A 22087-nucleotide genomic window follows, 5' to 3' on the forward strand; every position below is an offset into this window, starting at 1 on the left:
CGGCGCTAACCTTGGGGTGGGTTTTTACTTTCTCTTGTTGTTCGAATTGATGTATGCTAAAAGTGCAAGGATAAACGATCCAAACAGAAACATGATCGTCAACGCATCTTTAACTTCCATGGCTTCACCTCCTTTCGAAGGGAAACCATGCCCACCCAAGATTCAATTGTCTTTCCCTATTGTACCATCATCTACCAATAAGATGAAGAACGATTGTTCGGTGTTTTTACTCGATCTTAAATTCGTTGATTTCATCTAAATGCGACTGCGTTGCTTTGCCACTTAGCCTTTCGGGGTTATCTGCCTGAAACTCACATCTTCGAAATGCTCCGGGAAGATCAAGGATTATTTCAATGCAAAAACATTAAATAAGATAATTAATGAGCAAACAACAAGTCCTATAATACCGCCCAATTTTATAGCTGCTATTGATCTTACTCCAAAAGGTTTGAGTCTCAAAATAAATTCGGGGTATCTTATCTGCATAATTGCACTTAATAGGCATATCATACCGATTAATGAAATTGGGCTCATACCATAATTTCACCCGCTCATAGATTTTAATGGTTCAAAAATCCGAAACTCTAGATCCCCACCATCACATTCCCGCCACACACTGGAATATATGCCCCGGTAATAAACGACGACAAGTCCGAAGCCAGAAATGCCACGGCATTGGCAATCTCCTGGTCCGTTCCGCGGCGCTTCAATGGAACGGAGGCTTCATAGGAGGCGCTGTGTTCGGTTCCGTTTTCCCGATCGCGGTCGCTGATCGTCCAGCCGGGCGCGACCTGGTTGACGGTGATCCCGTGCTCGCCGATCTCTTTGGCGAGCACGCGGTAGACGCCGTCCATGCCGCGTTTTCCCGCAACGTAAGCCGATTGGCTCGGGAAGTTTTGGATCGAACATTCGGTGTTGATCCCGATGAACCGGCCGCCTTGACGCTCGATCATGGCAGGAACAAAAGCTTTCGCCAGATAGACGCTTTGCATGACACAGGATTGGAACTGACTCTCGTAATCTTCCGGCGCTTGCTCCAAGACGGATGTCCATTGATAGGATTCAACGGCATTGGCAACAATGATATGGGGCAGCACGCCGAAGTGTGCAAGCACCGCATCTCGCATGGCATTCACGGAAGCTTGATCCGTCACATCGGCTTTCACCGGGAAAGCCCGTCTTCCCATCGACTCTACTTCGCGCTGAAGCTCTTCTGCCTTGGCTTGGCTCCCCCGGTAATGGATAACCACATCCGCGCCGCATTCCGCCAAGGTTCTGACCATGACACGCCCTAATTGGCCCGCGGCTCCCGTAATTAACGCAATTTTATCCGTCAAATCCATCTTCATTGTTCATTCGCTCCTCTACCGTTTGACTGGTTATTTTCGCCTATCATACCATAATCATCTACCGCCAGACATGGCAAAAAAAGACCAGAAACGAACTCCTGGTCCTCTGCCTAAACCTATCATAATCTATCTAATCCACGGATCACGGATCATCTTCTAAACTGCCAACCTTACCCTTAAGGTTCAAAACCCTTCTGGCTCACAAACAACTGCTCCACCGGAAACTCCCTGCTAAATCGATCGTAGACCATTTGATAAGCAGCGGGATCGTACCATTCCTGCTCCCCAAGCTCCTCGTACAGAGCCTGAACAGGCAGTCTTTTCGTACGTTTCCCGCCACTGCCATCCCCCATGAAATAATCGTCGATGCACACGCGATGAACGAGCGGCCGGAGGATCTGCGGGAAAGCCTCCGTGCTCGGAAGCACGGGTGCAATAGCTGCCTGAGCGGGAATCCCCGAGTCCCTCAGCAGCTCGAGGGTTTTCAGTCTCGCTTGGATCGGCGGCGCTGACGGCGTAAAATGCTTGCGTATCTCCTCGCGGTCCGTCTCGACCGTCATGCTTACCCGCACGCGTTCTCCTAACTGCTGCAGCAGATCAATATCCCGCCGGACCAACGGACTGCGCGTCTGTACGAGCAGAAAATCCGGCGGTTGGCTGACCATCACCTCAAGCAAAGCGCGAGTCACTTCTTCCTTGGCCTCAATCGGCTGGTAAGGATCGGTGCTGGAAGACATGAAAATTGTGACGGGTCCCTTGGACTTGGCACACTTCAGTTCTTTTCGCAGGATAGCAGCAGATTCGACCTTAACGTCAACCCAGCTCCCCCATTCCTGATTGCGGAATATCGATACCGGCATTTGCCGGACATAACAATAAGAACAAGCGAAGGTGCAGCCCGTATACGGATTCAAGGTATGGCTGTATCCATTCAGGAATCCCGTTCCTTTATTGAGCAGGGTCTTCGGCGTTTTATAGAGCACTTCTTGTTGCACCATGGACACCCCATTCCTACACTTTCTTCTATTATACTATTTCTCTCCTCAGAACCCATAATGAATGAGTGAACACTCGCGCCCCTCTACTTTGCATCATGAAAAATAATCCCGAGGCTGTATCGGGTCCCCGACGTAATCGTGCCAACGCCATGCCGGAGCGTGGTCCGGTAATACCCTCGCGTTCCCTGAACGGGACGATGGTTGGTCGGAAAGATTAGCCCCGCTCCTTGTTCCAATGTGATCACATGTCCCCGGCTCTGTGCCCTCGGCCGCTGCTCGATGAGCAGAAACTCTCCTCCCGTGTAATCGACTTCCTTCTCATTCAGAACAAACACCACTTGAAACGGGAAAAATTCATCTCCGTACAAATCCTGATGCAAGCAATTATAGCCGCCCTCTTCATATTTCAAAATCAACGGCGTCGAACGCTCTTGCCCCTGCGCATGGCACATGCCAAGAAACTCATCCAAGCTCACCGGATACCTCTCCTCATGTCCGAGCCGCGTCAACCAGCGGTTAGCGGTCAACGCAAGCTCAGGATAAAAGCCTTCCCGAAGCTGCTGCAGCGATTCTGGCAGTGGAGCTTGATAATACTTGTACTCTCCTTGCCCAAACCGGTGCCTAGCCATATTGATCGTGCTGCGAAACCGCTCCTCTTCCGAATAAGTGTTGATAATCTCCGCACACTCGTCAGGCAGCAGCAGCTTTGGAACGACCGCATATCCCTGCTCATCCAAAGCTCCTTGTATCCCCGTCCAATCGAGCCCTACTATGCGTTGCGGCAATGAATTAGGCATTATTCACCTTCTCCCTCATCCTGGCTCGCTCACCCTCAAGCTCCAGCAGCCGGGTCTTCATGGCAAGCCCCCCGCGATACCCGGTCAATGCACCGCTTTTGCCAATTACCCGATGACAAGGCACGGTTATCAGCAGCGGATTAGCCCCAATTGCCGCTCCTACAGCTCGAACAGCTGCCGGCTTTCCAATCTGGTTGGCGATGTCCGAATACGTGAAGGTTTGTCCATACGGGATCTGGCACAGGGCATTCCATACCGCCATTTGAAACGCGGTCCCCTTATAATCCATAGCCAACTCAAACCGATCGCGTTTCCCCTGAAAATACTCCACCATCTCGGCAGCATACAGCTGCATGGCTTCATCGTTCTGCACGAGTTCACAGCCAGGGAATTTCGCCTGTACCCAGTCCTCCAGCTCTGTTAAAGGCTTCTCCGGTGACCCGACGTAACATAAGCCCTGCTCCGTCGCCGCGATGTATACGTTCCAGTTATCATAACGCAGTTGGGTCCAGTTAATGGTAATCGAATGATGGGATTTCATGATCTTGCACCTCCGCATTTGTATTTTTCAAATATTGCCCGCGATAACTAAGGGGCGTCATCCCCGTCTTCTTCTTAAACAACGTAATAAAATAAGCCGTATTCTCCATGCCCACCTTATGGCCGATATCCGAAATGGCCAAGCTGGAATTCGCCAGGAGCTCTTTGGCCTTGCCGATCCGGTAATCCTGAATGTATTCCATCGGGGTCTGAACTTTGACGCGCTTAAATATCCGGTGCAGATGGTACGGACTGCCGTGGCTCACATCGGCCAAGACATCAAGCGACAAATGATCCATATAGTGTTTATCGATATACTCGGTGACAAGTTCAATCCATTCATGGTCCGGTAAACGCTCGCCCGTCGGCTTGCACCTTTTGCATGGCCGGAAGCGCTCGGCTTTCGCTTCATCCGCCGATTGAAACACGCGCACATTTTCAAACTTCGGGGGTCTGGATTTACAGGATGGCCTGCAGAAAATTTTCGTTGTCTGCACTGCATAGAAAAACTTGCCGTCACTATCCTTGTCGTTGTTGATAATGGCCTTCCACTGGGCTTCGGTCGGTTGTATTCGGTTTGCCACGTTTCCTCACCTCCGCTAACATTATAACCACAGGATAATCCTGTTGTACGCTTTTTGGAATAGAAGAGCAAGATAACAAAATTATACGGTCTGCGTTTATGGTACAACTAGTATAGAAGAGTTCAAGCGCGAAAGGAAACGATGAAGATGCAGGAGCGAAACCAGATTCATGACGATCAGCCATATACAATGGAGAATTATTTCCCCCGGGACAGCTGGGAAGATCTTGCCGAAGCCATCAGGCTTTTCGTACCGAAGGAGTTCAGTTTTGCGGAGAACCTCAATTATTTGCAAAGATCGCCGAACGAATGTCTTTTTCATATTCGGAATGACAGCATCTACCGGGCGATCCAACTTGAGGGTGAGATCGCTGTGATTGAAGTCAGTGCGGAGCCTCAGGAGCAAGCGATCCTTGTTCGGTTTTTGGGGAATACGGCCCCCTCCGATCCTTGCAAGCGGGCGGAAGTAGCGGGTTATGTCCGCGACTGGTTTGATCTGAATACCGATCTCGTACCGTTCTATAACATGGCGAAAGCAGATCCATTGCTCAGTCAAGCCGTTCAATCCTTCTATGGACTTCGCAACATGGGCATTCCCGATCTGTTCGAGGCTTTGTGCTGGGGCATTCTGGGGCAGCAGATTAACCTGGCCTATGCTTATACGTTAAAAAGACGTTTCGTTGAAGCTTTCGGCCGCCGCGTGGAGTGTGAAGGAGAGGTTTATTGGATCTTCCCAAAACCTGAGGACATAGCACATCTACTTGTTGAAGATCTGGACGGGCTTCGTATGACCGTAAAAAAAGGCGAGTATCTTATTGGCGTCGCTCAGCTTATGGTCGAAGGGAAATTGACGAAGGAGCAGCTGCTTGAAGCAGGCAGCTTGAAACAAGCGGAGAAACAATTAGTCAGCATCCGCGGGATCGGACCGTGGACGGCCAACTATGTGCTGATGCGCTGTTTGCGAATGCCGGCGGCTTTTCCTATCGATGATGTGGGTCTGCACAATGCCATCAAACATCTGCTGGGCTTGGAAGCGAAACCGACGAAGAAGGAGATACTGGAGCTGTCGGCAGCATGGGCGAACTGGGAATCCTACGCCACCTTTTATCTGTGGAGGTTTCTTTATTAGAGAAAGAAGGGGATGCCCACGCCTACATTTGTAGCTCCGTCAGAGACATCCTCCTCGTTAATTTAAAACACCTTTAAGACCGTCCAAGCTCCATCTTCGTAACCAATAAGTAAATTCATTAATTGGGTATTATCGATATCATCGATTTCACCATCAGACAGTGTCAGTATATATTCAGCCACGAGCCCGGTCACTTGAATCACATATTGATCCAGTTCTATATCGTAATAAACCTTGACGTCCTCAAGTGGATCCTCGGAAATCCAAATATCTTCAAACTCCACTTCTTTCAAGGTTCTTTCGGAGTACGCACCCGAGTAATACAAACTACCGAGACCGTCCAGGACACCTTGGAGTAAATCGCCTTCATGATGAGGGTAGATTTTCTCTAGTTCGCTAACGTCCTTAGAGCCATACGCTTTTGCTCTGGTATCTAAGAAATGACGAACAAAATCAATCACTTCGTGTGCCGTCTCCTCTTCAAGCTTCGGCGTTATATCATAATCGGATGATAGGTCTTCTATTATGACCGGCTCGCTCTTGGCTTCACCCCAAGGAAATTTAGCCACGCCATAGATTTTTTGCGATCCATCGTCGAAGGCTGGATATAAATAATCCGACGATTCCTGTTCGGTATCCATATAACTTCTCTGTATAAAAGGAGTCGGCTTATCGTTCAGATACACTTGGACTTCTCCAAGATCGCTGTTAATTTTGACCTGCTCGCCCGTGACATATCTGGAATAATCGGTCTCGGATTCCAAGCCGAATAAGCTGACCGTCTCGCTTTCGGTAATTTCTTTATCCGCATATTCAAACATGGTAGTTAAATCAACCTGATACTCACCTGGAAATAGCGGCCCCATTTTCGACGATTGATTATCCTTGGCAACTTTCAATATCTCTTTACCATCCACCTTAATGGTACCGTTATCGTTCTCGAGCGTTATGTTCAAATATTGCGGACGAACGCCGATTTTGAACGTATCGGATAAGAATCCCGACTCTTTCTTTAAATACAGCTCGCCCGCATTTAGAAGTTCTTCTGGCGACATGCTGTCCAGCAAACCGGTGTTCACATAGTCCGCTTCCTCTAACAGAGCCTGTTGTCCAGCGATAATCTGCAGCGTTTGTTCATAATATTCCGGTTCTTCCTTCATATACTGGATCAGCCGATGCAGACGGTCCTCCGTCGCCTCCATGGCCTCGTCGTCCACGGATAGAAGCTTTTTCAAGGCTTGAGTATCTTCTGCCGCGATTGCATTTTGAAACTTCCGAATGGTCTCGGATGCCTGTTTATCTCCCTTTGGCCCTGCCGTAAACACTAAAATCAAAACTAAGGCAATAAAGATGACAGCGGAGATAATGAGGACAGATTTATTTTTAAATCTGGGTCCCATCGGTTGCGTACTCGGCCCATTATTGGATGGCTGGCTCATGAATTCCCTCCAAATTGACAAAGTAAAAGGCAGAAGTTTCTTCTGCCTCTCATTTTTAATAACTTTAGGTAGATGAATACCAGTTAAAACACATGATGAATCCAGTAATTTCTCAATAGCTGCCTCAGGTTTTATTCGATGAAATACATCTTGCCATCCACCTCAAGGGATACCGAAGATTGCACGAGATCCTCTTTCACCTGCTTTGCGTAAGCCACCACTTGATCCAAGGATTTTTTATCCAATGATTCAGCAAAAGCGTACACGATCGTCACATCTTCCTTTACCAATGATTTGTCTTTGTCGACCCAGGCACCTTCACCGTCTACAGCCGTAGCGCCGCCAAACCATTCCGAGAATTTCGTTAGTGCCTGATCAACGAACTTTTGCTGTGCTTCCTCAGTGATTGGAATATTCCCCTTCACCGTGGATGGGATATAGATCTTGACCACGTGACTGAGGTGAAACTGTCCGTCAAGTGCACTCCCCGTAACGCCTGTTGTCGCAGCCCCCTCCGCACTGTAAGACTGCTGAACCGGTACGAGAACCAGCGTCAACAGAATGACAATAGCCGCCGTCAGAAACCAATTCTTTTTCTTCATCACTCATGTCTCCTTTATCCTTTTATTCACCGAGCGGTTCCAAGTCATAAGCCCACTATCCCGTTTAGATACCAACCAGTCGGTATGAGTCGGGAATATTATATAAAAGAGATATGTTATAATCAATGGGACGTCAGAATTATAAAGAGGGGAATTTTGGATGGGAAATCAGGAGCAATCACAGCAAACCATCGAAAAATTAATGAGGTCCGGAGTCGAGCTGTTCTCTCGCCAAGGTTATTCCAATACAAGCGTAGATCAAATTGCAAAACATGCAGGATACTCCAAGGGAGGATTCTATGCTCATTTCTCCAGCAAAGAGGAGTTCTTGCTTACCATAATTAAAGACGGCATTGATTTTTATTTCGATGATCTGAAGGCTGCGCTCATACGGAAAGACAGAAATTTGCTTACAAACTTCAAGGACTATTCGCTGCGTTTAGTTAGGGAATCGTATAAGCAAGGATCCTCTATGCTATTGATTCAAGGGTGCATGAATTCGAATGAGCTGCCAATGGTCAAGGAAAGGCTTATTCAACAGATGGAGGAATGGAGACAATTTCTCGCTCATTTTTACCAAGTAATGAAGGATGAAGGCATTGTGGGTAGCCCTTTGGACGCCAGGATTCTTGCAACAGCATCCATGGCGCTCTTTAATGGAATTAATCTGCAGCACTTCGTTGACGAACGGATCCAATTGGAAGAAATGCTGCTTGTAATCCTTGAGCTGCTTCAAATCCGTGAACCAAAGTAAATAGTACTTTTTATACACCAAGAGCCGAATCCTGCTTCGCAATTAGGAATCGGCTTTTATGGTTTTTGGACTAATTCAGTTTCCCGATCCAGGATAAACTCTCCACCGATCGGTGATCCATGCTGCCGTTCAAAATAGCTTGAACATCATGCAGCATATCCTGCAAATGCACCCGCTCCCCAGGCAACCCGGTATAAGCTTCGGCAACGTAAAAGGGCTGCGTAAGATAAGCCTCAAGCCGTGCTCCCCGCTCATAAACCTCCGTCTCGGAAGCCGGAATAGCCTGCAATCCTCGCACTTGAACCAGTGAACGCAGCTCGCGATAACGGCGCAGCAGCTTTTGGGCCCGCTGTTGGACGGATAAGTGAGCCTGGTCCAGATGAACGCCTTCCGATACGGATGATGTGGAATATAACGGGTTCACGGCAGGGAACATATGTCTTGCCGCCAGATCGGCATCGAAATACCACAACGTCTCCAGCGGTCCGTAAGGCATGTCTTCATCAACAACCGCACCTTTGAGGTCCACAAGAAAAGTCGTGACCTGCCTCATGCCCTCTTGTTGAAAACGTTCCTGAAGATCGTAGATTTTTCCGGTCAAGACGTGCTCCCGGTCCGATGCAAACACAATGTCTTTCTCGGTATTCGCATTCGCCACAATGGAATAAGTTTCTTCAATAGAATAAGCAACCTTTTCTACGTCATTCAGCATATCCTGCAGTTCAGGATGTTCCCCTTCCGGCTTTAGCAAAATCGTCATAAACCCTTCCTGCTTGAAGTGATGAAACAACTCACCGAGCAGCACCAGTTGGCCCATTCCGGGACGGGCGACCAGACCAACGGTACCCCCTTTTGCCAAAGGGGCAAATAGATCAAGCGGTTTGATGCCCGTTTCAATCATCTCCACACTTTCTCCGCGCAGAATCAGTTCATCCAGACTGCATTTTGCCAGAGATGCCAATGCGGCAATGGTACGGACTTCAGCCCGACCAACGGGAATTTTTCCTGTACATAGGTTGGAGACCGTGGCCGGCCGTAGTCCCACGGATTTGGCTGCGCTGGTCAGGTTCGGAACTCTTTGTCGTAAAAGTGATACATTCAGCTTCAGATTGTCCAAGTGCGTACACCCTTTTTAAGTGATTGATTGATAGTTCTTCCTAATCTCTTTTAGAAAAGAATCTGCGGTGCGGACAAACACATCCACATCCGGCTCAAAAATATTATGATCGTGCTGCTCGAACGCCACGATGTTTGCCTGAGGCAGCGCCAGCTTATATTGTTCCACTGCTTCTAATGATAACCCGGGATGTGGCTTTACGCCACGGATAAGATTCTGAACGGCGTAGCCTAATTGATAGGACACCCCTCGAGAATATCCCATGATTACAAGATGCTCAAGTTCAAGATGACGAATCGCCGCATCAATGTCGCTGATATGGTCTTTGAGCGTATAGCCCGAAGCAGGCGAATCACTTCGGCCCCGGCCGCGAAGCGTGATGATAACAATATGCCTGGGCGACAGCTTTTCCATAATGGCGATATAATCCTCGGCCGACTCGGACAGTCCCGGGATAACGACCAGTGAGGTTTGTTCGTTCCTAAGATCCCGATGTACCTCCGTCACATGAATATGTACCCCTTGGTTATTGACCATGGTCTCGTATAACTGCATGCATTAGACCTCCTTAAAAATTAACATTTATCTATGAAGTGTGATCAAAGCGTTATCTCCCTTTTTCATCCTTCTGAGCCAGCCTACCCTTCACCTCAATGCCCCAAAAGGTAAAAATGCGTGCACGCCCTTACATGTGTTCACGATCTGGGTTACCCTTAGATCGACCGTCAAGGTGGCATAGGCGTACGCCTCCGTTCTTGAAATAGAGTAAAGCACGGTCATGAGATCAAGCATCCCGCTTAATGCCATCCACATGGCTTCGTCCAAGTCCTCGTGAAACCCCATCGTAAGCCAGCCGGTACTCGTCTTCGCTCTGGGCATCGTTATGGGCATGTCGTCTCGGACATGAAAGGTTAGACTCACCTTCTCCATGGGGCATTCCAGGGCGGGACCGCTAACTTCGCCGTCTCCCTGAGCCGCATGTCCATCCCCTGTTGAGAACAGCCCGCCATCCACCGGGATCGGCAGATACAAGGTGCTGCCGGCCGTTAATTCTTTGCAATCAAGATTTCCTCCATAAGGGCGCGGTGCAAAAGTCGTATGCTGACCTTTTTCATTCGGCGGCATGCCCATGATCCCCATAAACGGCTTCATGCCGACGCTGTACTTGAAATTTCCGAACTGGCTTCTGCCTGTCATGGTCTTGGGATCCAATTCAAAGTCCAGCGTCACTTCCTTGGTGTGGGCCATGCCCAGCTTCTCGTTCCAATAGCTCGGATAACCTCCGGCAGAGGTCCATCCCCATGATCCGGGAACGATCTCGTTGATCTGAATCTCCAATGTAAGCCCAGGTTTAGCCTCTTGAATATGGACGGGACCCAATAACGCATGCCCGAACTGCTTCTCCTGCCGCTCCGGACTGCGCTTCGTAAACTTCATTCTCGCCGCGCCTGGGGCAGCACGCTTCTCCAGTCCCCAACCCGCATCTAAGGTTTGATACACGACAGTATCCCCAGATTGTATGTATAGCGCGGGCTCCAGTTCCCTGCTGAAAAATCCATGAAGCGTATGAATATCCGGTTTTAACATGTGAACCTGTGACATCCATCTTTCTCCCTTCACAGCCGTAATCAGAGTGGCCATTCCATGTCTCATATTCACTCTGTTACTTTATAAGGTATTTCAAATTACTCTTAGAGTCAATACGAAATTACTCTAAAACGAAATAATAATTACTCTTTGAATGTAAACCATTACCCATTTCCGGTTGTACCATGGTTGGTCCTCGGAACACAAAAAACCGTCCACTGCGCAGATTCACTGCGAGGGACGGTTCATCTCCATGTCAGTTCAATTTTATTAAGCTAACGATCAGGCGTTCATGGGAATGGTACCCGTTATTATGCGCACGGCCATTCTCATTGCCCTCTATCAGGTTTGATCGGGCGCATAGTTCATTTCCTTGGCAGCCGCCAGACCGGCAGGTAAGCAATAGCTCCTCCTTTATATAACCTCCCGCTCATCATTATCCGGAAGCTCTGGGAAAGGCGTATGGGGCTCCGCCTGATACCAGAACGCCGTCGATGCAATATCGCTCTGCTGCGGAAGATACCTTCCTCCGGACCTCCAGCCGAGATCCTGAATGGTCACGCGGAGATCGTTTTGAAAGCGGATTGGATCCATGACATGCCATCGATACATGCCAAAACGCTGCTGACTTCGATACAATCCGTCCGGCTTCAGCACTTGGTGCATCCCCAAATATGGCGTCGAGTAGGTTCGGTAGGTACCAATCGGCTGCTCCCAATTCCAGGCCCCGCCAAAATAATCTTCCGTTCCCGTACCGCATATGGTCGGAAAATCCTGATCCCCGTCCATATAGAACTTGATCTCGCCTTCGCCCCACCAGCCGTTATTGTTCACCTGCCAGGCGAGGTAAGTCCCTACATAGTGCCCCTGTCCAGTCACCCCATCCAGAATGGTATAAACCTCTTTATAAGGAACGGGATTCGTTCTCCGCCACTGCGCGTGAAAATATGCCTCATCTTCCGGGATGTCCGTCAGTGTATAGTCGATTTGATAGTAAAGGACTGCCTTTTCCGGCGCACGGTTCTCCATCGTCAATCGGGCATGCTTGCGGAAGGGCATCTGCCAGTAGCTGTTCATGCCGCCGGCCGGATTCACGGCAACCGGAATTGAATTGACATCGCTGCGCTCGCCCCATCCGTTACAGAACAAATCACCGACGGGCACCTCAACCGAAGGTTCCTGCTCATCGTCCCAATACATGCGGATGATCAGATTTCGCCACAGCGTCGGATGGCACGTAAGCCAGATATGTTGAATCGCCCCGGGACCCTGAATGTCACCCATCGTAAAGGTTTCTCCCGGTAAGATCTCCACGGAAGGCGAGACCTTCCAACCCACGCCTAAGTCCCTGGAAGCCGCTGCGCCCGTGCCGTCGGTGGCCATGCCTCCCTTTCCTTTTTCACCGGTAAAATTCTCCGCGCTGATGGATCTTGTCTGCGCATTGGACAGCCGAGATAAATTTCCAAGGTGCATGTTGAGTCCATTAAAGTTCATCATCTGTTATCACTCCTTTTAGTATGTATAGGCAATCCGCGATATTTCGTTGTTGCCAGCTTTTAATCACGGTTCATTTAGGTGTTCATTCAATTGCAATCATTTCGGTTATTTCCCGATCCGTAATGCCTTCAAGCGTTTCAGCAGCCCGTTTTCGCCTCTTCCCAAATAATCATGCAGTCCTTTATATTCCTTGTATAGTTGATCATATACACGCACGTTGGCCTCAATCGGCTTAAAGGTCTCTTCACGAACACGAGCCATCGCTTCTGCTGCCTCCACGATGCTCTCAAAGCCTCCCCGCTCTTTGCCTGCCGCCACGGCGCCGAACATAGCTGCACCAAAAGCAGCCGTCTGGACGGTATCCGCTATTTTGATTTCCTTGCCGGTAACGTCGGCATAGATTTGCATCAGCAGCCGGTTTCGCTGCGGCAATCCGCCGCAAGCATAGAGCTCCTGGACTTCAACGCCGCTTTCGGTAAAGGCTTCGATGATCGCTCGCGTTCCGAAGGCGGTGGCCTCCAGAAGCGCCCGGTATATTTCCTCTGGCTTGGTCTGCAAGGTCAATCCAAGGATGACACCGCTCAGATCGGCATCCATCAGTACGGAACGGCTTCCATTCCACCAGTCGAGAGCCAGCAGGCCGGTTTGGCCAGGCGCATATTGCGACGCTTCCCTCTCAAGCCACTCATGAATGCCCAGACGCTCTTCGGCAGCCTTGCGCCTTACATATTCTGGAACTGCCTCATCCACATACCAGGCGAATATATCGCCAACGGCCGATTGTCCTGCCTCATACCCATAATAACCGGGAATGATCCCGTCCTCGACGACACCGCAAATGCCTTCACCCGTCACTTCCTTGTCGCTTAATATCAAATGACAAGTAGAGGTTCCCATGGCGAGCACCAGTTTACCCGGGGTTACGACACTGACGGCCGGCACCATGGCATGGGCATCGATGATGGCTACGGCTACCGCGGTTCCCGGCAGAAGCCCGGTTAAGGCTGCCATCGAGTCGGCTAGTCCGCCAGCTTTCGCTCCAAGTGGCTTGATTTGGCCACGCAGCTTCGTCTCCACGAGGGCCCCGAATCTCGGATCAAGCGACTGCAGGAACTCCTTGGACGGATATCCCTCCCGTTTATGCCAATTGGCTTTATAGCCTGCGGTGCAGCTGCTCCGTGCGAGCTGACCGGTCAATTGCATGACCACCCAATCGGCAGCCTCTATGAACAGTACAGCTTGCTCATATAGCTCGGGAGCTTCATTCAGAATCTGTAAAGACTTCGCAAGCATCCACTCCGAGGACAGCTTCCCTCCGTAGCGTGCAAGAAATTTCTCCCCTCGCCGCTTAGCTGCCTCATTGATCAGGTTCGCTTCATCCTGCGCCGCGTGATGCTTCCACAGCTTTACCCAGCTATGCGGATTGTCCCTCCACTCCTCCAGCATGCACAACGGAGTCCCCCCGGCATCCAGCGGCATCATCGTGCATGCCGTGAAGTCGATGCCGATCCCGATGACTTGATCCGGTGATACGTTAGCCTCCGACAGAACACGCGGGATGGATTGCCGAAGCACCTCCATGTAGTCGCCCGGATGCTGCAGCGCCCAATCCTGCTCCAGCTTCAAACTCGAGTGGACCAGCACCTCGTCCATGACTCCGTGCGTGTATGTCGTCACATGGGTAGCTACTTCTTGCCCGGTCGTGATGTCAACCAACAGAGCTCTGCCTGATTCCGTACCGAAATCCACGCCAATGGTGTATAACTGCTTCATGTTATCTGCCTCCTATTGTACAAAGGACCATAAGCTGCGCATGCCCGGAAATCGGCCGAAACCGGCTCCAGTCCGCCGAAGGCGGTCCAGGCGCTTGGCCGGAATATCCGTTCCTTCCTCCGGGACATTTGTGCTTGCATACCAGAATGCAAAGTATCGATCCCAAGGTGATCAATTCAGCTGTTTCACTTCATTACTGTAAATCTCAATTTCAGGTTCGGACAGCGGGGCCTCACCGCGAATTCGCCGCAGAAGAATCTCGCCGGCTTTGATCCCCATGTCATAGGGATGCTGCTCCATATAATAGAGTCCCGATTCCTTGAGTAATGGACCGGCCTCTACATCACCGAAAGAAGCTACGGCCATATCGGCCGGAATCTTTAGACCGCTGCGTACAATCTCAAGCAGAACACCAAGACTCATGCGGTTATTCAGGGAGATAATAGCGGTTGGTCGATGCTCTGACTCTAGAAAATGCCGTATCGCCCAGATTCCGTCCTCTGTAGAAAAGTCACCGTTATACTCCATGGGTTCCTCGTTCAGCCCGTATTCCTTCATCGCCTTCCGAACACCGTCAAGACGTTCCCTGCCCGTGCTGGATCTCGTTGGACCGTTTACCACACCAATTGCCGTATGCCCATCCTCAAGCAGCTTCCGGGTTAGACGAGATGCGCCTTCGGTATTGTCCTCGGCTACCAGATCGAGACGCAACCCCGTTTCCGGCGAGTCCAGCTTTCGGTCTACGAGAACGATCGGCATTTTGGAATCCGCCAGCTGCTGAATCGCAGGGTCATTGCCGCCTGACGTCGCCAGTACGACGGCGTCCACGCGCTTTTCTTGCATGAGCTTAAGCAATCGTCTTTCCTTGTCCGGATTCTCATCCGAGCTGCAGAATATAAGCTGAAAGCCTTCTTTGCCTACAATATCCTCAATACCTCTGGAAATGCCCATAAAATAAGGGTTGGAAATATCGGGAACGACGACCCCGATCATATAGGTCCGGTCCTGCTTCAGACTGCGGGCGATGGCGCTTGGACGGTAATTCAATTGGTTCACCGCCGCCATCACGCGCTCTTTAATTTCATCGCTTACATAATCGCTGTCGTTCAGCACTCTTGAAACGGTTGCCGTGGATACTTCTGCTGCCGCTGCTACTTGTTTAATCGTTGCTTTTGCCAAACATTGTTCACCTCAAAACGTCATGATTCCGATATGTAATCGATTACGTAAACGATTACAATCACAGATTACAAGAAGGGACATGCTTATGTCAACCCACTTTTTTTTACCTTCAGAAGAGAATTGCACTCGACTTTTTGCATAGCTTCAATTTATCTCAATCTTGGTCGATTGGATGGCTTATCACGCAGCTTCTAATAAAGAAAAAGCCCCTTACCAACATTCAAGAAGAATGAAGGGGCTCCGAATACTGCTGCAAGCTTAAGCATATCTATCCACCTCTTATCTGAGAACCGGCTGTGTATTATCTTGGATCAGACTTAAAGATGCTTGAGATTTAAATACGTGTTGCTCTTCAATATCGACCTTACCCTAGCGATCGTATCCTTTCTAATGGGAGGGTGGTCCACTCTACTAAGCAAAACCCAGCGCAGACACGCAATGGCTTCAAACAGCTCAAGCTCATCGGCTTCGTAACGGTTCTCGGCACATAATGCAGCACGGTAAATAGAAGCTTGCTTCTCGCTTACATATATCCACATTAAGATAATCGACCATGCGATATCATATCGGGGGTCGCCCTTTTGGACATTCGTCCAATCGATCACGGTCAGTTCATTTTCATGCTCAAGAACATTTCCAAGGTGATAATCGCCATGGATGATGCATTCCTGTTTCATGTTCGCACGCTGAACAAGCTCCATCAATGGATGTTGGATATCGGGAAACTCATCAATTCGAGGATAAAAATAAGAAATAAAGCCATACCTCGGCAGCCCGAGGCCGTTCAGGCTATCCAGGGGCAGCTTATGTATATCCATTAACATCTTCGCAAGCTTTACTATTTTAGGCTGATTGACTTTTCGTACGGGCGTGCCGTCGTAACTGGTCAGCATTACTGGATTGCTATTCCGGTCTGTCCCCCAGCCCAAAGGCTTCGATACTGCTCTTCCTTGCGAATACAATGCATTCAATATTTGATACTGCATTTGAACATCGGGCTTGGACGCTTTATTCCAAATCTTTAGTACGTAGTCTGCCGCTGATGTGACGATCTTCGCCACCTCTGCTTCCATACCGGAATCTAACGGGATGACTTGAACTGTAGTTTCATGTTCCAACAATAACTCAAGCGTCTCGCTTTTCTCCAACCAAATTATTTCCCGCAAATTACGTTCCTCCGTCATGATGCAACGACTCGATGGTTGCGAAAATATGGGAATAAACTGCCTGGATATTGGTCTCATTCATTACACCGTTGTATAAACCGTAACCCCAATGCTCAGCATCCTTGCCGTAGTATCCTATTGCGTACATATCCGTTGAAAGATCCGGAACTTCATCGTAGGACAACTCCTCGATCGTGAAGGGGACATGAGATTTTTTAGACTCGATATAGAAAAAGGGGATTTCAGCCTGATGATAAATTTCTGTATATCTGGGCTCAGAAGCTTCCACCAGATGTTCTTTCGTTATGAAAACGGCGTCAAGCTCCGCGGAAAGGTCTTGATCCTGAAGCTGCTGAAACGTAACCTCCTTAAAATCCACATGACCCTCCTCCCTAACTTGCGGTGTTTCTCCGATCACACCAATTACGAGGCTTCTGCCCTCATAAAGGGGAATATCGATTGAATTTCGTTGTTCATTGTTATTGATCAGAATAACAAATACAAGCAATAGGACCACTATTATTTTTCTCTTCATGAAAATCTCCTTCAACCATTTTCCCTTTCTCACCAGCGCATTCCATGTCTGTTATCCCATTAATCCTTCCCGGGAGCATCGTTCACCTCCATATTCCAATAACTCCATATTATGTGTATTCTTAAACTTCGTAAACACTTATCTTCGCCTTCAACGCATATCAGTACAACAAAAAAACCGCGATCAACGCGGTTTTTCGATGGTTCAATCCATTTTGCTCATTTCTTAGCGCCCCTTTTCCGCTCCCCGATCAGAGGGAATTCACCGATCTGAAGCCTGGCGCTTCCGTACGGAACTAACTCCAATTCCGTAATGGGCTGACCGTCCGTGTTCGGATGTAGCGGAGGGTTTCCGGCGTTGTTGCCTTCCATCTTCCAATCCCGGATCAGTTGGCCCTTCACCTTCACCCTGACAGGCGCATCGGCAGTCAGGAACGGCTGACGGACCACCTCCCGTTCCAGCACCTCGAATGACGTACCGGCGACCAAGCCGTATTTCCATGGAGATGCAGGGTAAATCTCCCAATCGTGGAACATGTCGCGCTGCCGGATCATCTGCCAGTTCTCCTTCACGGGCAGCACATACACTAGCGGCCCTCTTTCAATGCTGGTAGCGTACATGCTACGCGTAACAGTCTTCACTTCCATCGGCAAATGAATGTCCAATCGGTCGCCGTTCTGCCAGTTCTGTACGATTCGTGCATAACCGGACTGCACCTGGAATGGCAATTCGCGCCCATTCAGAGTTATGACGGGATCGTCGCACCAGGCCGGGATGCGCAGCGATAGAGGAAACGATGCCTCGCATTCCAGCGACAAATGAATTTGAACGCGATCCTTGAACGGATATTCTCCGGTTACCTCGACGACAGCCGAGACGCCCTGACGACCGACCGTGGTGCTCACCGTGCATGGGGCATAGGAAACGGCAACAAGCCCGTCCTCCTGATCCTTCATCCATAGGTGCGACGTCAGCTTGGGCCAGCCCTGATGCATATTGGCCGTGCAGCATCCGAAGTTCGGCTCCAGACCAAATACATTGGCATCCGGACTGTTGCTCCATGCCCGCGGAGCGACATTGCAGATCATCTGGTTGACTTGCTGATCATACTGATGCGAGGTCCAATCCGGGGAGATGGCGGCGGGCAGCGCATTAAATGCGACCTTCTCCAAAATATCCCCGAAACGTCCATCCCCGAAAATACGCGTCAGCTGCTCCATCGAGAACATATACTCCACGACGGCGCATAATTCTACGCCTTGACTCGGATGGGTGCCGGATAACCATTCGTCTCCGGAGAACATGCCATGCGCTTGACCGTGATACGTCATCAGGGAATCGATGCCCCGATGCACGCTTTCCCGCTCCACCGGATTGCCACTCAATTCAAACAATACGCCCGGCGTTTTAATTCCCATCGCTACATTTACGACATGGGTTGTCCAATCCCACTCTTCGACCTTTCGCCAGAACGGAAAATCATGAAAGATATCGCTCCAGTCCGTTGTTTGTTCAGCAACGATATCGGCAAGCTCTAACAGAAAAGGTTGCTTCGTACGTCGATATAACCACACGATGCACAGCAGCATCTCCGCACCCCTGGTTTGAGCCCAGCCCCGCAGCGGCTGTTCCTCGATAACCGAATGGACATAAGTGAAAAACTTCGTCAGAAAAGGGATGATCCGTTCATCGCCCGTTGCTTCCTCATGCTGCATCATCACTTTCAGCATGATCATGTAATGCCACCAGTCCTGCTCCTTGTCGATATCCTGATTGACGGAGGTTATGCGAGCCGGACCGAACATGCCATTCTCCTGCTGGCTGGCAAGCGACCACTCAACCCAGCGATTCGCTTTGACAATCAAAGACTCATCTTCAAGCAAATAAGCTAACGGAAGCAAGCCGTCGACATAATACGGCCCCCGTTCCCAGCTTTCTCCTTGGCCGCCGAGCCACCCATTCTCATCCCCTACGTCCTTCCACTGTTCTTCCAAATGTCCGGTAAAGCCGCTGGCTTGAATCTCCAACTGACTCTTAAGCCAGCCGGCCGGTTTAATTGCTCGAAGCGGCAAGCTGTTAAAGGCAGTATCGTGCAGCATCAGCTTCCACGCTCCTTGTTTCTGTCTTGTAGGTGCACACCTTGGTAGAAATATACCATCTTACCCGGGCGATGCCCTATACACAGAAACAACATCTTTTTATCCGATTGCAACATGCTGTCTTATTGAATCCGGATCAGCAAAACGATTATCATAGAGAAAAACTCGTTTGAGGAGGAGGCCAGGTTGCAGATGATCTTCCAGTTTACGGCGCCGCCGCTACCGCACTATATGATTTGATGAGAAGATACCTATCAGGTAGGAGACAAACATCCGGATCGCTATAACATCGGGGTCTTCGATCTGATTCTGGTGACAAAAGGGGCGTTATTCCTGGAGGAGAACGGCGTCACTTACAGGGTAAAGAGCGGCTGCTACCTGATTCTAAGACCCGATGCTGCGCACCGAACGTATCTGCCCTGTCAGGAGGAAACGCACTTTTATTGGCTGCATTTTCAGACGCTAGGGTCTTGGATTGAAACAGAGGAGCTAACCCTTTTTGCCTTATCGCAAACTGATCAGCCTTATGTGCAGATCGAGCGTTTCTCTTTTTATATACCCAAGTTTGGAGAGCTACCCTCGATAGAGCAGGCGAAACTCCTGTTAGAGCATATGCAGAACCTTCAAGCATCGTCTTCTTCCGCAGCACGCTGGAAACAGCAGCTGCTGCTGCATGAGCTGCTCCTGCTGTTTCAAGCCGAAGAGGACGGAATCCAGCATCAGAATCCTCAATATGCCATAGCCGAACGAACCGCCAACTATTTGAAACAACGTTACAAAGAACCGGTTAGCTATCAGAGATTATCTGATGCCATGCACTTCCACCAGAACTATCTGTCGATCTGCATGAAAAAAACGTTCGGCTGCACGCCTCTGGAATATCTGACACGGCATCGGATCGAACAAGCCAAGTTATTATTGATCCACACCAACGATCCGATCGGACGCATTGCTGAAGAATCCGGATTCGGTTCTTTTCCGTATTTCATTCGCTGTTTTATTCGGTATACAGGCTTCAAGCCCAAATCCTTTAGGCAGAAATACCGTTCCTAACAGAGCGTTCACAACACCACGATTGCTTAGAATACGCTTCGTACCAAGCCCCCGTCGATTCGAAGCGCTGAACCATTAATCGCTGAGGATTTGGGACTGCTGAGATACGTAACAAAATCCGCAATCTCCTCCGGTCGAATCAATCGCTGAATGATGGAAGTCGGCCGATTCTCTTTCATAAACCGCTGCTCGGCTTCTTCGATCGTAAGATGCTCATCCGGATACAGCGTAGTATTCAGCATCGTTTCAACGCCTTCCGTAAGCGTGGATCCGGGCATGACGGTATTCACTGTGACGCGGGTTCCTGTCGTCAGCTCGGCCAAGCTCCGGGAAAGGGACAACTGCATCGTCTTGGTTGCGCTGTAATGCGCCATCTCCTGGGACGGCATGACGGCCGCTTCACTCGCGATAAAAATAATTCGACCTTCATTGCGATTGATCATGTTCTTCAAATAGTGCCGGGTTAACCGAACTCCACTCATGATATTGGTCTCGAAGAACCTGAACCAATCCGAATCGGGGATATCGAAAAATTCGGCAGGCTCAAAAATCCCCAAATTATTGATCAGAATATCAACGACCGGAGCAGCTTCCCTGACCTGATGACAGCCCTCCTCCGTTCCGAGATCCGCCACGGCAAAACGCAGCTCGGCATCCGGATGCACAGCGTGAATATCATGGATCGTCTGTTTTACTTTGTCCTCATGTCTTCCATTTATAATGACGGACGCTCCCTCGGCTGCAAGCGACATGGCAATCGCTTTGCCAATGCCGGACGTCGAACCCGTTACCAATGCGACTTTTCCCTTCAGATCCATATTCATTATGCTCTCTCCTTCCGTTATGTAGGAATGGACCCTCCAGATTCCCGTCGTTACCGCCCGAGGTCAGGAGAGTCACAATATTTATTACACTACGATCCTTGCAAAAACACAGATTACTTAGAAATCAAAATTGTCCGGATCCGGTCCCACTCTGTGATCCTGATTCAAGCTGTCGATGCGCTGCATCTCTTCTTCGGACAATTCAAAATCAAAGATATCCGCGTTCTCGACAATCCGATGTTCTTTAGTCGACTTCGGAATCGTGACAACGCCGTTTTGTAAATCCCAACGAAGAATGATCTGCGCGATGGATCTATGATGCTTCTCTGCAATGCTCCGAAGATCCTCCTGATCCAGCAGCTGTCCTTGCATTAATGGAGACCATGCTTCGAGTTGAATTCCATTCGCCTGGCAGTACGCCTGCAGTTCTTTTTGCGTTAGTCGGGGATGATATTCGACCTGGTTCACCATCGGTTTGATTTCCGTTTCCTTCATTAACCGCTCCAGATGATGAATCTGGAAGTTGCTCACACCGATCGCTTTCACGCGTCCTTCTTTGTACAACGTTTCTAACGCCTTCCACGCCTCTATATATTTCCCTTCAACCGGCCAGTGTATAAGGTACAAATCCAAATATTCCAGGCCCAGCTTCCGAAGACTCTCCTCGTAAGCCTTCATAGTCGATTCATAGCCTAGATCGGCATTCCACACTTTGGATGTGACAAACAAATCTTCCCGCTTGATACCGGCAGCTTCCAAGCCCTCGCGAATGCCTTGTCCGACGCCTTCCTCATTGCCGTATATGGCGGCCGTGTCCACGCTGCGATACCCATGCTGGATAGCCGTACGTACAGCGTTCACCAACTCCGGTCCTTCTTCTACTTTAAATACGCCAAGTCCAAACCAAGGCATGTTGACGCCATTATATAAAGTGGTTGTATCTTGTAAGTGTTGTGCTGTCATGTTGATAAACCTCCGAACATTTTTTTGGTTATGGTAAAGTTGAAACCTATTTGCAGTATCTCCGATAAAACGCTTCGACATCACCTCCCTTTATAAAATG

The 22087-nt window shown here is 49.5% G+C and carries 22 protein-coding genes; 3 read left to right on the forward strand and 19 right to left on the reverse strand.

Annotated features, from left to right (window positions below):
* Positions 1-24: 24 nt before the first annotated feature.
* The 6 genes from ACQKPA_RS00305 to ACQKPA_RS00330 form a co-directional block, all read right to left on the reverse strand.
* A complete protein-coding gene (locus tag ACQKPA_RS00305; RefSeq protein ID WP_427488427.1) occupies positions 25-120 on the reverse strand; it encodes a putative holin-like toxin in 96 nt (31 codons plus the stop codon).
* Positions 121-584: 464 nt separating this feature from the next.
* Complete coding sequence (locus ACQKPA_RS00310) at positions 585-1349, reverse strand: SDR family NAD(P)-dependent oxidoreductase (RefSeq protein WP_427488429.1); 765 nt, start codon at positions 1347-1349, stop codon at positions 585-587.
* 176 nt (positions 1350-1525) lie between these two features.
* The gene (locus ACQKPA_RS00315) at positions 1526-2347 is read right to left on the reverse strand and encodes a radical SAM protein (RefSeq protein WP_427488430.1); all 822 of its coding nucleotides are present in this window, start codon (positions 2345-2347) and stop codon (positions 1526-1528) included.
* An 83-nt stretch (positions 2348-2430) separates the two neighbouring features.
* Positions 2431-3144 (reverse strand): 2OG-Fe(II) oxygenase, encoded by a 714-nt coding sequence (locus ACQKPA_RS00320; RefSeq protein WP_427488432.1) that lies wholly within the window; start codon positions 3142-3144, stop codon positions 2431-2433.
* The gene (locus ACQKPA_RS00325; protein WP_427488434.1) at positions 3137-3685 is read right to left on the reverse strand and encodes a methylated-DNA--[protein]-cysteine S-methyltransferase; all 549 of its coding nucleotides are present in this window, start codon (positions 3683-3685) and stop codon (positions 3137-3139) included. The genes ACQKPA_RS00320 and ACQKPA_RS00325 overlap by 8 nt, the downstream gene beginning before the upstream one ends.
* A complete protein-coding gene (locus ACQKPA_RS00330; protein WP_427488436.1) occupies positions 3657-4268 on the reverse strand; it encodes a bifunctional transcriptional activator/DNA repair enzyme AdaA in 612 nt (203 codons plus the stop codon). The genes ACQKPA_RS00325 and ACQKPA_RS00330 overlap by 29 nt, the downstream gene beginning before the upstream one ends.
* A gap of 189 nt (positions 4269-4457) precedes the next feature.
* On the opposite strand from ACQKPA_RS00330, the gene ACQKPA_RS00335 reads away from it, so the two are divergent.
* Entirely contained in the window at positions 4458-5396 is a 939-nt protein-coding gene (locus ACQKPA_RS00335; RefSeq protein WP_427490197.1) for a DNA-3-methyladenine glycosylase family protein, read from the forward strand.
* Positions 5397-5458: 62 nt separating this feature from the next.
* On the opposite strand, the gene ACQKPA_RS00340 is transcribed toward ACQKPA_RS00335, so the two are convergent.
* Positions 5459-6835, reverse strand: a complete 1377-nt coding sequence (locus ACQKPA_RS00340) for a TcaA 3rd/4th domain-containing protein (RefSeq protein ID WP_427488438.1) — start codon at positions 6833-6835, stop codon at positions 5459-5461.
* 131 nt (positions 6836-6966) lie between these two features.
* A complete protein-coding gene (locus tag ACQKPA_RS00345; protein ID WP_427488440.1) occupies positions 6967-7437 on the reverse strand; it encodes a DUF3574 domain-containing protein in 471 nt (156 codons plus the stop codon).
* Positions 7438-7597: 160 nt separating this feature from the next.
* On the opposite strand from ACQKPA_RS00345, the gene ACQKPA_RS00350 reads away from it, so the two are divergent.
* Positions 7598-8191, forward strand: a complete 594-nt coding sequence (locus tag ACQKPA_RS00350; RefSeq protein WP_427488441.1) for a TetR/AcrR family transcriptional regulator — start codon at positions 7598-7600, stop codon at positions 8189-8191.
* Positions 8192-8261: 70 nt separating this feature from the next.
* Here ACQKPA_RS00350 and ACQKPA_RS00355 read toward each other — a convergent pair whose 3' ends face one another.
* The 9 genes from ACQKPA_RS00355 to ACQKPA_RS00395 form a co-directional block, all read right to left on the reverse strand.
* Positions 8262-9308 carry a hypothetical protein gene (locus ACQKPA_RS00355; protein ID WP_427488442.1) on the reverse strand — a complete coding sequence of 349 codons (1047 nt, stop codon included), beginning with the start codon at positions 9306-9308 and terminating at the stop codon, positions 8262-8264.
* A 15-nt stretch (positions 9309-9323) separates the two neighbouring features.
* A complete protein-coding gene (locus tag ACQKPA_RS00360; RefSeq protein ID WP_427488443.1) occupies positions 9324-9863 on the reverse strand; it encodes an alpha/beta fold hydrolase in 540 nt (179 codons plus the stop codon).
* Between the two features lie 90 nt (positions 9864-9953).
* Positions 9954-10910, reverse strand: a complete 957-nt coding sequence (locus ACQKPA_RS00365; RefSeq protein ID WP_427488445.1) for an acetamidase/formamidase family protein — start codon at positions 10908-10910, stop codon at positions 9954-9956.
* Between the two features lie 399 nt (positions 10911-11309).
* Complete coding sequence (locus ACQKPA_RS00370; protein ID WP_427488447.1) at positions 11310-12392, reverse strand: glycoside hydrolase family 172 protein; 1083 nt, start codon at positions 12390-12392, stop codon at positions 11310-11312.
* 105 nt (positions 12393-12497) lie between these two features.
* Positions 12498-14165 (reverse strand): ribulokinase, encoded by a 1668-nt coding sequence (locus tag ACQKPA_RS00375; protein WP_427488449.1) that lies wholly within the window; start codon positions 14163-14165, stop codon positions 12498-12500.
* A 171-nt stretch (positions 14166-14336) separates the two neighbouring features.
* Positions 14337-15344 (reverse strand): LacI family DNA-binding transcriptional regulator, encoded by a 1008-nt coding sequence (locus ACQKPA_RS00380; RefSeq protein ID WP_427488451.1) that lies wholly within the window; start codon positions 15342-15344, stop codon positions 14337-14339.
* Between the two features lie 320 nt (positions 15345-15664).
* Positions 15665-16513: an aminoglycoside phosphotransferase family protein gene (locus ACQKPA_RS00385; protein WP_427488453.1), complete on the reverse strand. Its 849-nt coding sequence runs from the start codon at positions 16511-16513 to the stop codon at positions 15665-15667.
* A 1-nt stretch (position 16514) separates the two neighbouring features.
* Positions 16515-17063 carry a hypothetical protein gene (locus ACQKPA_RS00390; RefSeq protein ID WP_427488455.1) on the reverse strand — a complete coding sequence of 183 codons (549 nt, stop codon included), beginning with the start codon at positions 17061-17063 and terminating at the stop codon, positions 16515-16517.
* A 203-nt stretch (positions 17064-17266) separates the two neighbouring features.
* A complete protein-coding gene (locus tag ACQKPA_RS00395) occupies positions 17267-19147 on the reverse strand; it encodes a beta-L-arabinofuranosidase domain-containing protein (RefSeq protein ID WP_427488457.1) in 1881 nt (626 codons plus the stop codon).
* A 312-nt stretch (positions 19148-19459) separates the two neighbouring features.
* On the opposite strand from ACQKPA_RS00395, the gene ACQKPA_RS00400 reads away from it, so the two are divergent.
* A complete protein-coding gene (locus ACQKPA_RS00400; RefSeq protein ID WP_427488459.1) occupies positions 19460-20200 on the forward strand; it encodes a helix-turn-helix transcriptional regulator in 741 nt (246 codons plus the stop codon).
* A 26-nt stretch (positions 20201-20226) separates the two neighbouring features.
* Here ACQKPA_RS00400 and ACQKPA_RS00405 read toward each other — a convergent pair whose 3' ends face one another.
* The gene (locus ACQKPA_RS00405; protein WP_427488461.1) at positions 20227-21024 is read right to left on the reverse strand and encodes an SDR family NAD(P)-dependent oxidoreductase; all 798 of its coding nucleotides are present in this window, start codon (positions 21022-21024) and stop codon (positions 20227-20229) included.
* A gap of 117 nt (positions 21025-21141) precedes the next feature.
* Entirely contained in the window at positions 21142-21987 is an 846-nt protein-coding gene (locus tag ACQKPA_RS00410; protein WP_427488463.1) for an aldo/keto reductase, read from the reverse strand.
* Between the last annotated feature and the right edge of the window lie 100 nt (positions 21988-22087).

This window comes from Paenibacillus sp. NPDC093718, assembly GCF_050279985.1.
GTDB lineage: Bacteria > Bacillota > Bacilli > Paenibacillales > Paenibacillaceae > Paenibacillus_AQ.

What these genes read in the sequence shown, in the direction of transcription:
- ACQKPA_RS00405 (WP_427488461.1), bottom strand. Translation starts at nt 21,024, where the DNA reads ATGAATATGGATCTGAAGGGAAAAGTCGCATTGGTAACGGGTTCGACG.
- ACQKPA_RS00345 (WP_427488440.1), bottom strand. Translation starts at nt 7,437, where the DNA reads ATGAAGAAAAAGAATTGGTTTCTGACGGCGGCTATTGTCATTCTGTTG.
- ACQKPA_RS00310 (WP_427488429.1), bottom strand. Translation starts at nt 1,349, where the DNA reads ATGAAGATGGATTTGACGGATAAAATTGCGTTAATTACGGGAGCCGCG.
- ACQKPA_RS00410 (WP_427488463.1), bottom strand. Translation starts at nt 21,987, where the DNA reads ATGACAGCACAACACTTACAAGATACAACCACTTTATATAATGGCGTC.
- ACQKPA_RS00320 (WP_427488432.1), bottom strand. Translation starts at nt 3,144, where the DNA reads ATGCCTAATTCATTGCCGCAACGCATAGTAGGGCTCGATTGGACGGGG.
- ACQKPA_RS00350 (WP_427488441.1), top strand. Translation starts at nt 7,598, where the DNA reads ATGGGAAATCAGGAGCAATCACAGCAAACCATCGAAAAATTAATGAGG.
- ACQKPA_RS00370 (WP_427488447.1), bottom strand. Translation starts at nt 12,392, where the DNA reads ATGATGAACTTTAATGGACTCAACATGCACCTTGGAAATTTATCTCGG.
- ACQKPA_RS00335 (WP_427490197.1), top strand. Translation starts at nt 4,458, where the DNA reads ATGGAGAATTATTTCCCCCGGGACAGCTGGGAAGATCTTGCCGAAGCC.
- ACQKPA_RS00375 (WP_427488449.1), bottom strand. Translation starts at nt 14,165, where the DNA reads ATGAAGCAGTTATACACCATTGGCGTGGATTTCGGTACGGAATCAGGC.
- ACQKPA_RS00395 (WP_427488457.1), bottom strand. Translation starts at nt 19,147, where the DNA reads ATGCTGCACGATACTGCCTTTAACAGCTTGCCGCTTCGAGCAATTAAA.
- ACQKPA_RS00315 (WP_427488430.1), bottom strand. Translation starts at nt 2,347, where the DNA reads ATGGTGCAACAAGAAGTGCTCTATAAAACGCCGAAGACCCTGCTCAAT.
- ACQKPA_RS00325 (WP_427488434.1), bottom strand. Translation starts at nt 3,685, where the DNA reads ATGAAATCCCATCATTCGATTACCATTAACTGGACCCAACTGCGTTAT.
- ACQKPA_RS00305 (WP_427488427.1), bottom strand. Translation starts at nt 120, where the DNA reads ATGGAAGTTAAAGATGCGTTGACGATCATGTTTCTGTTTGGATCGTTT.
- ACQKPA_RS00340 (WP_427488438.1), bottom strand. Translation starts at nt 6,835, where the DNA reads ATGAGCCAGCCATCCAATAATGGGCCGAGTACGCAACCGATGGGACCC.
- ACQKPA_RS00365 (WP_427488445.1), bottom strand. Translation starts at nt 10,910, where the DNA reads ATGTCACAGGTTCACATGTTAAAACCGGATATTCATACGCTTCATGGA.
- ACQKPA_RS00360 (WP_427488443.1), bottom strand. Translation starts at nt 9,863, where the DNA reads ATGCAGTTATACGAGACCATGGTCAATAACCAAGGGGTACATATTCAT.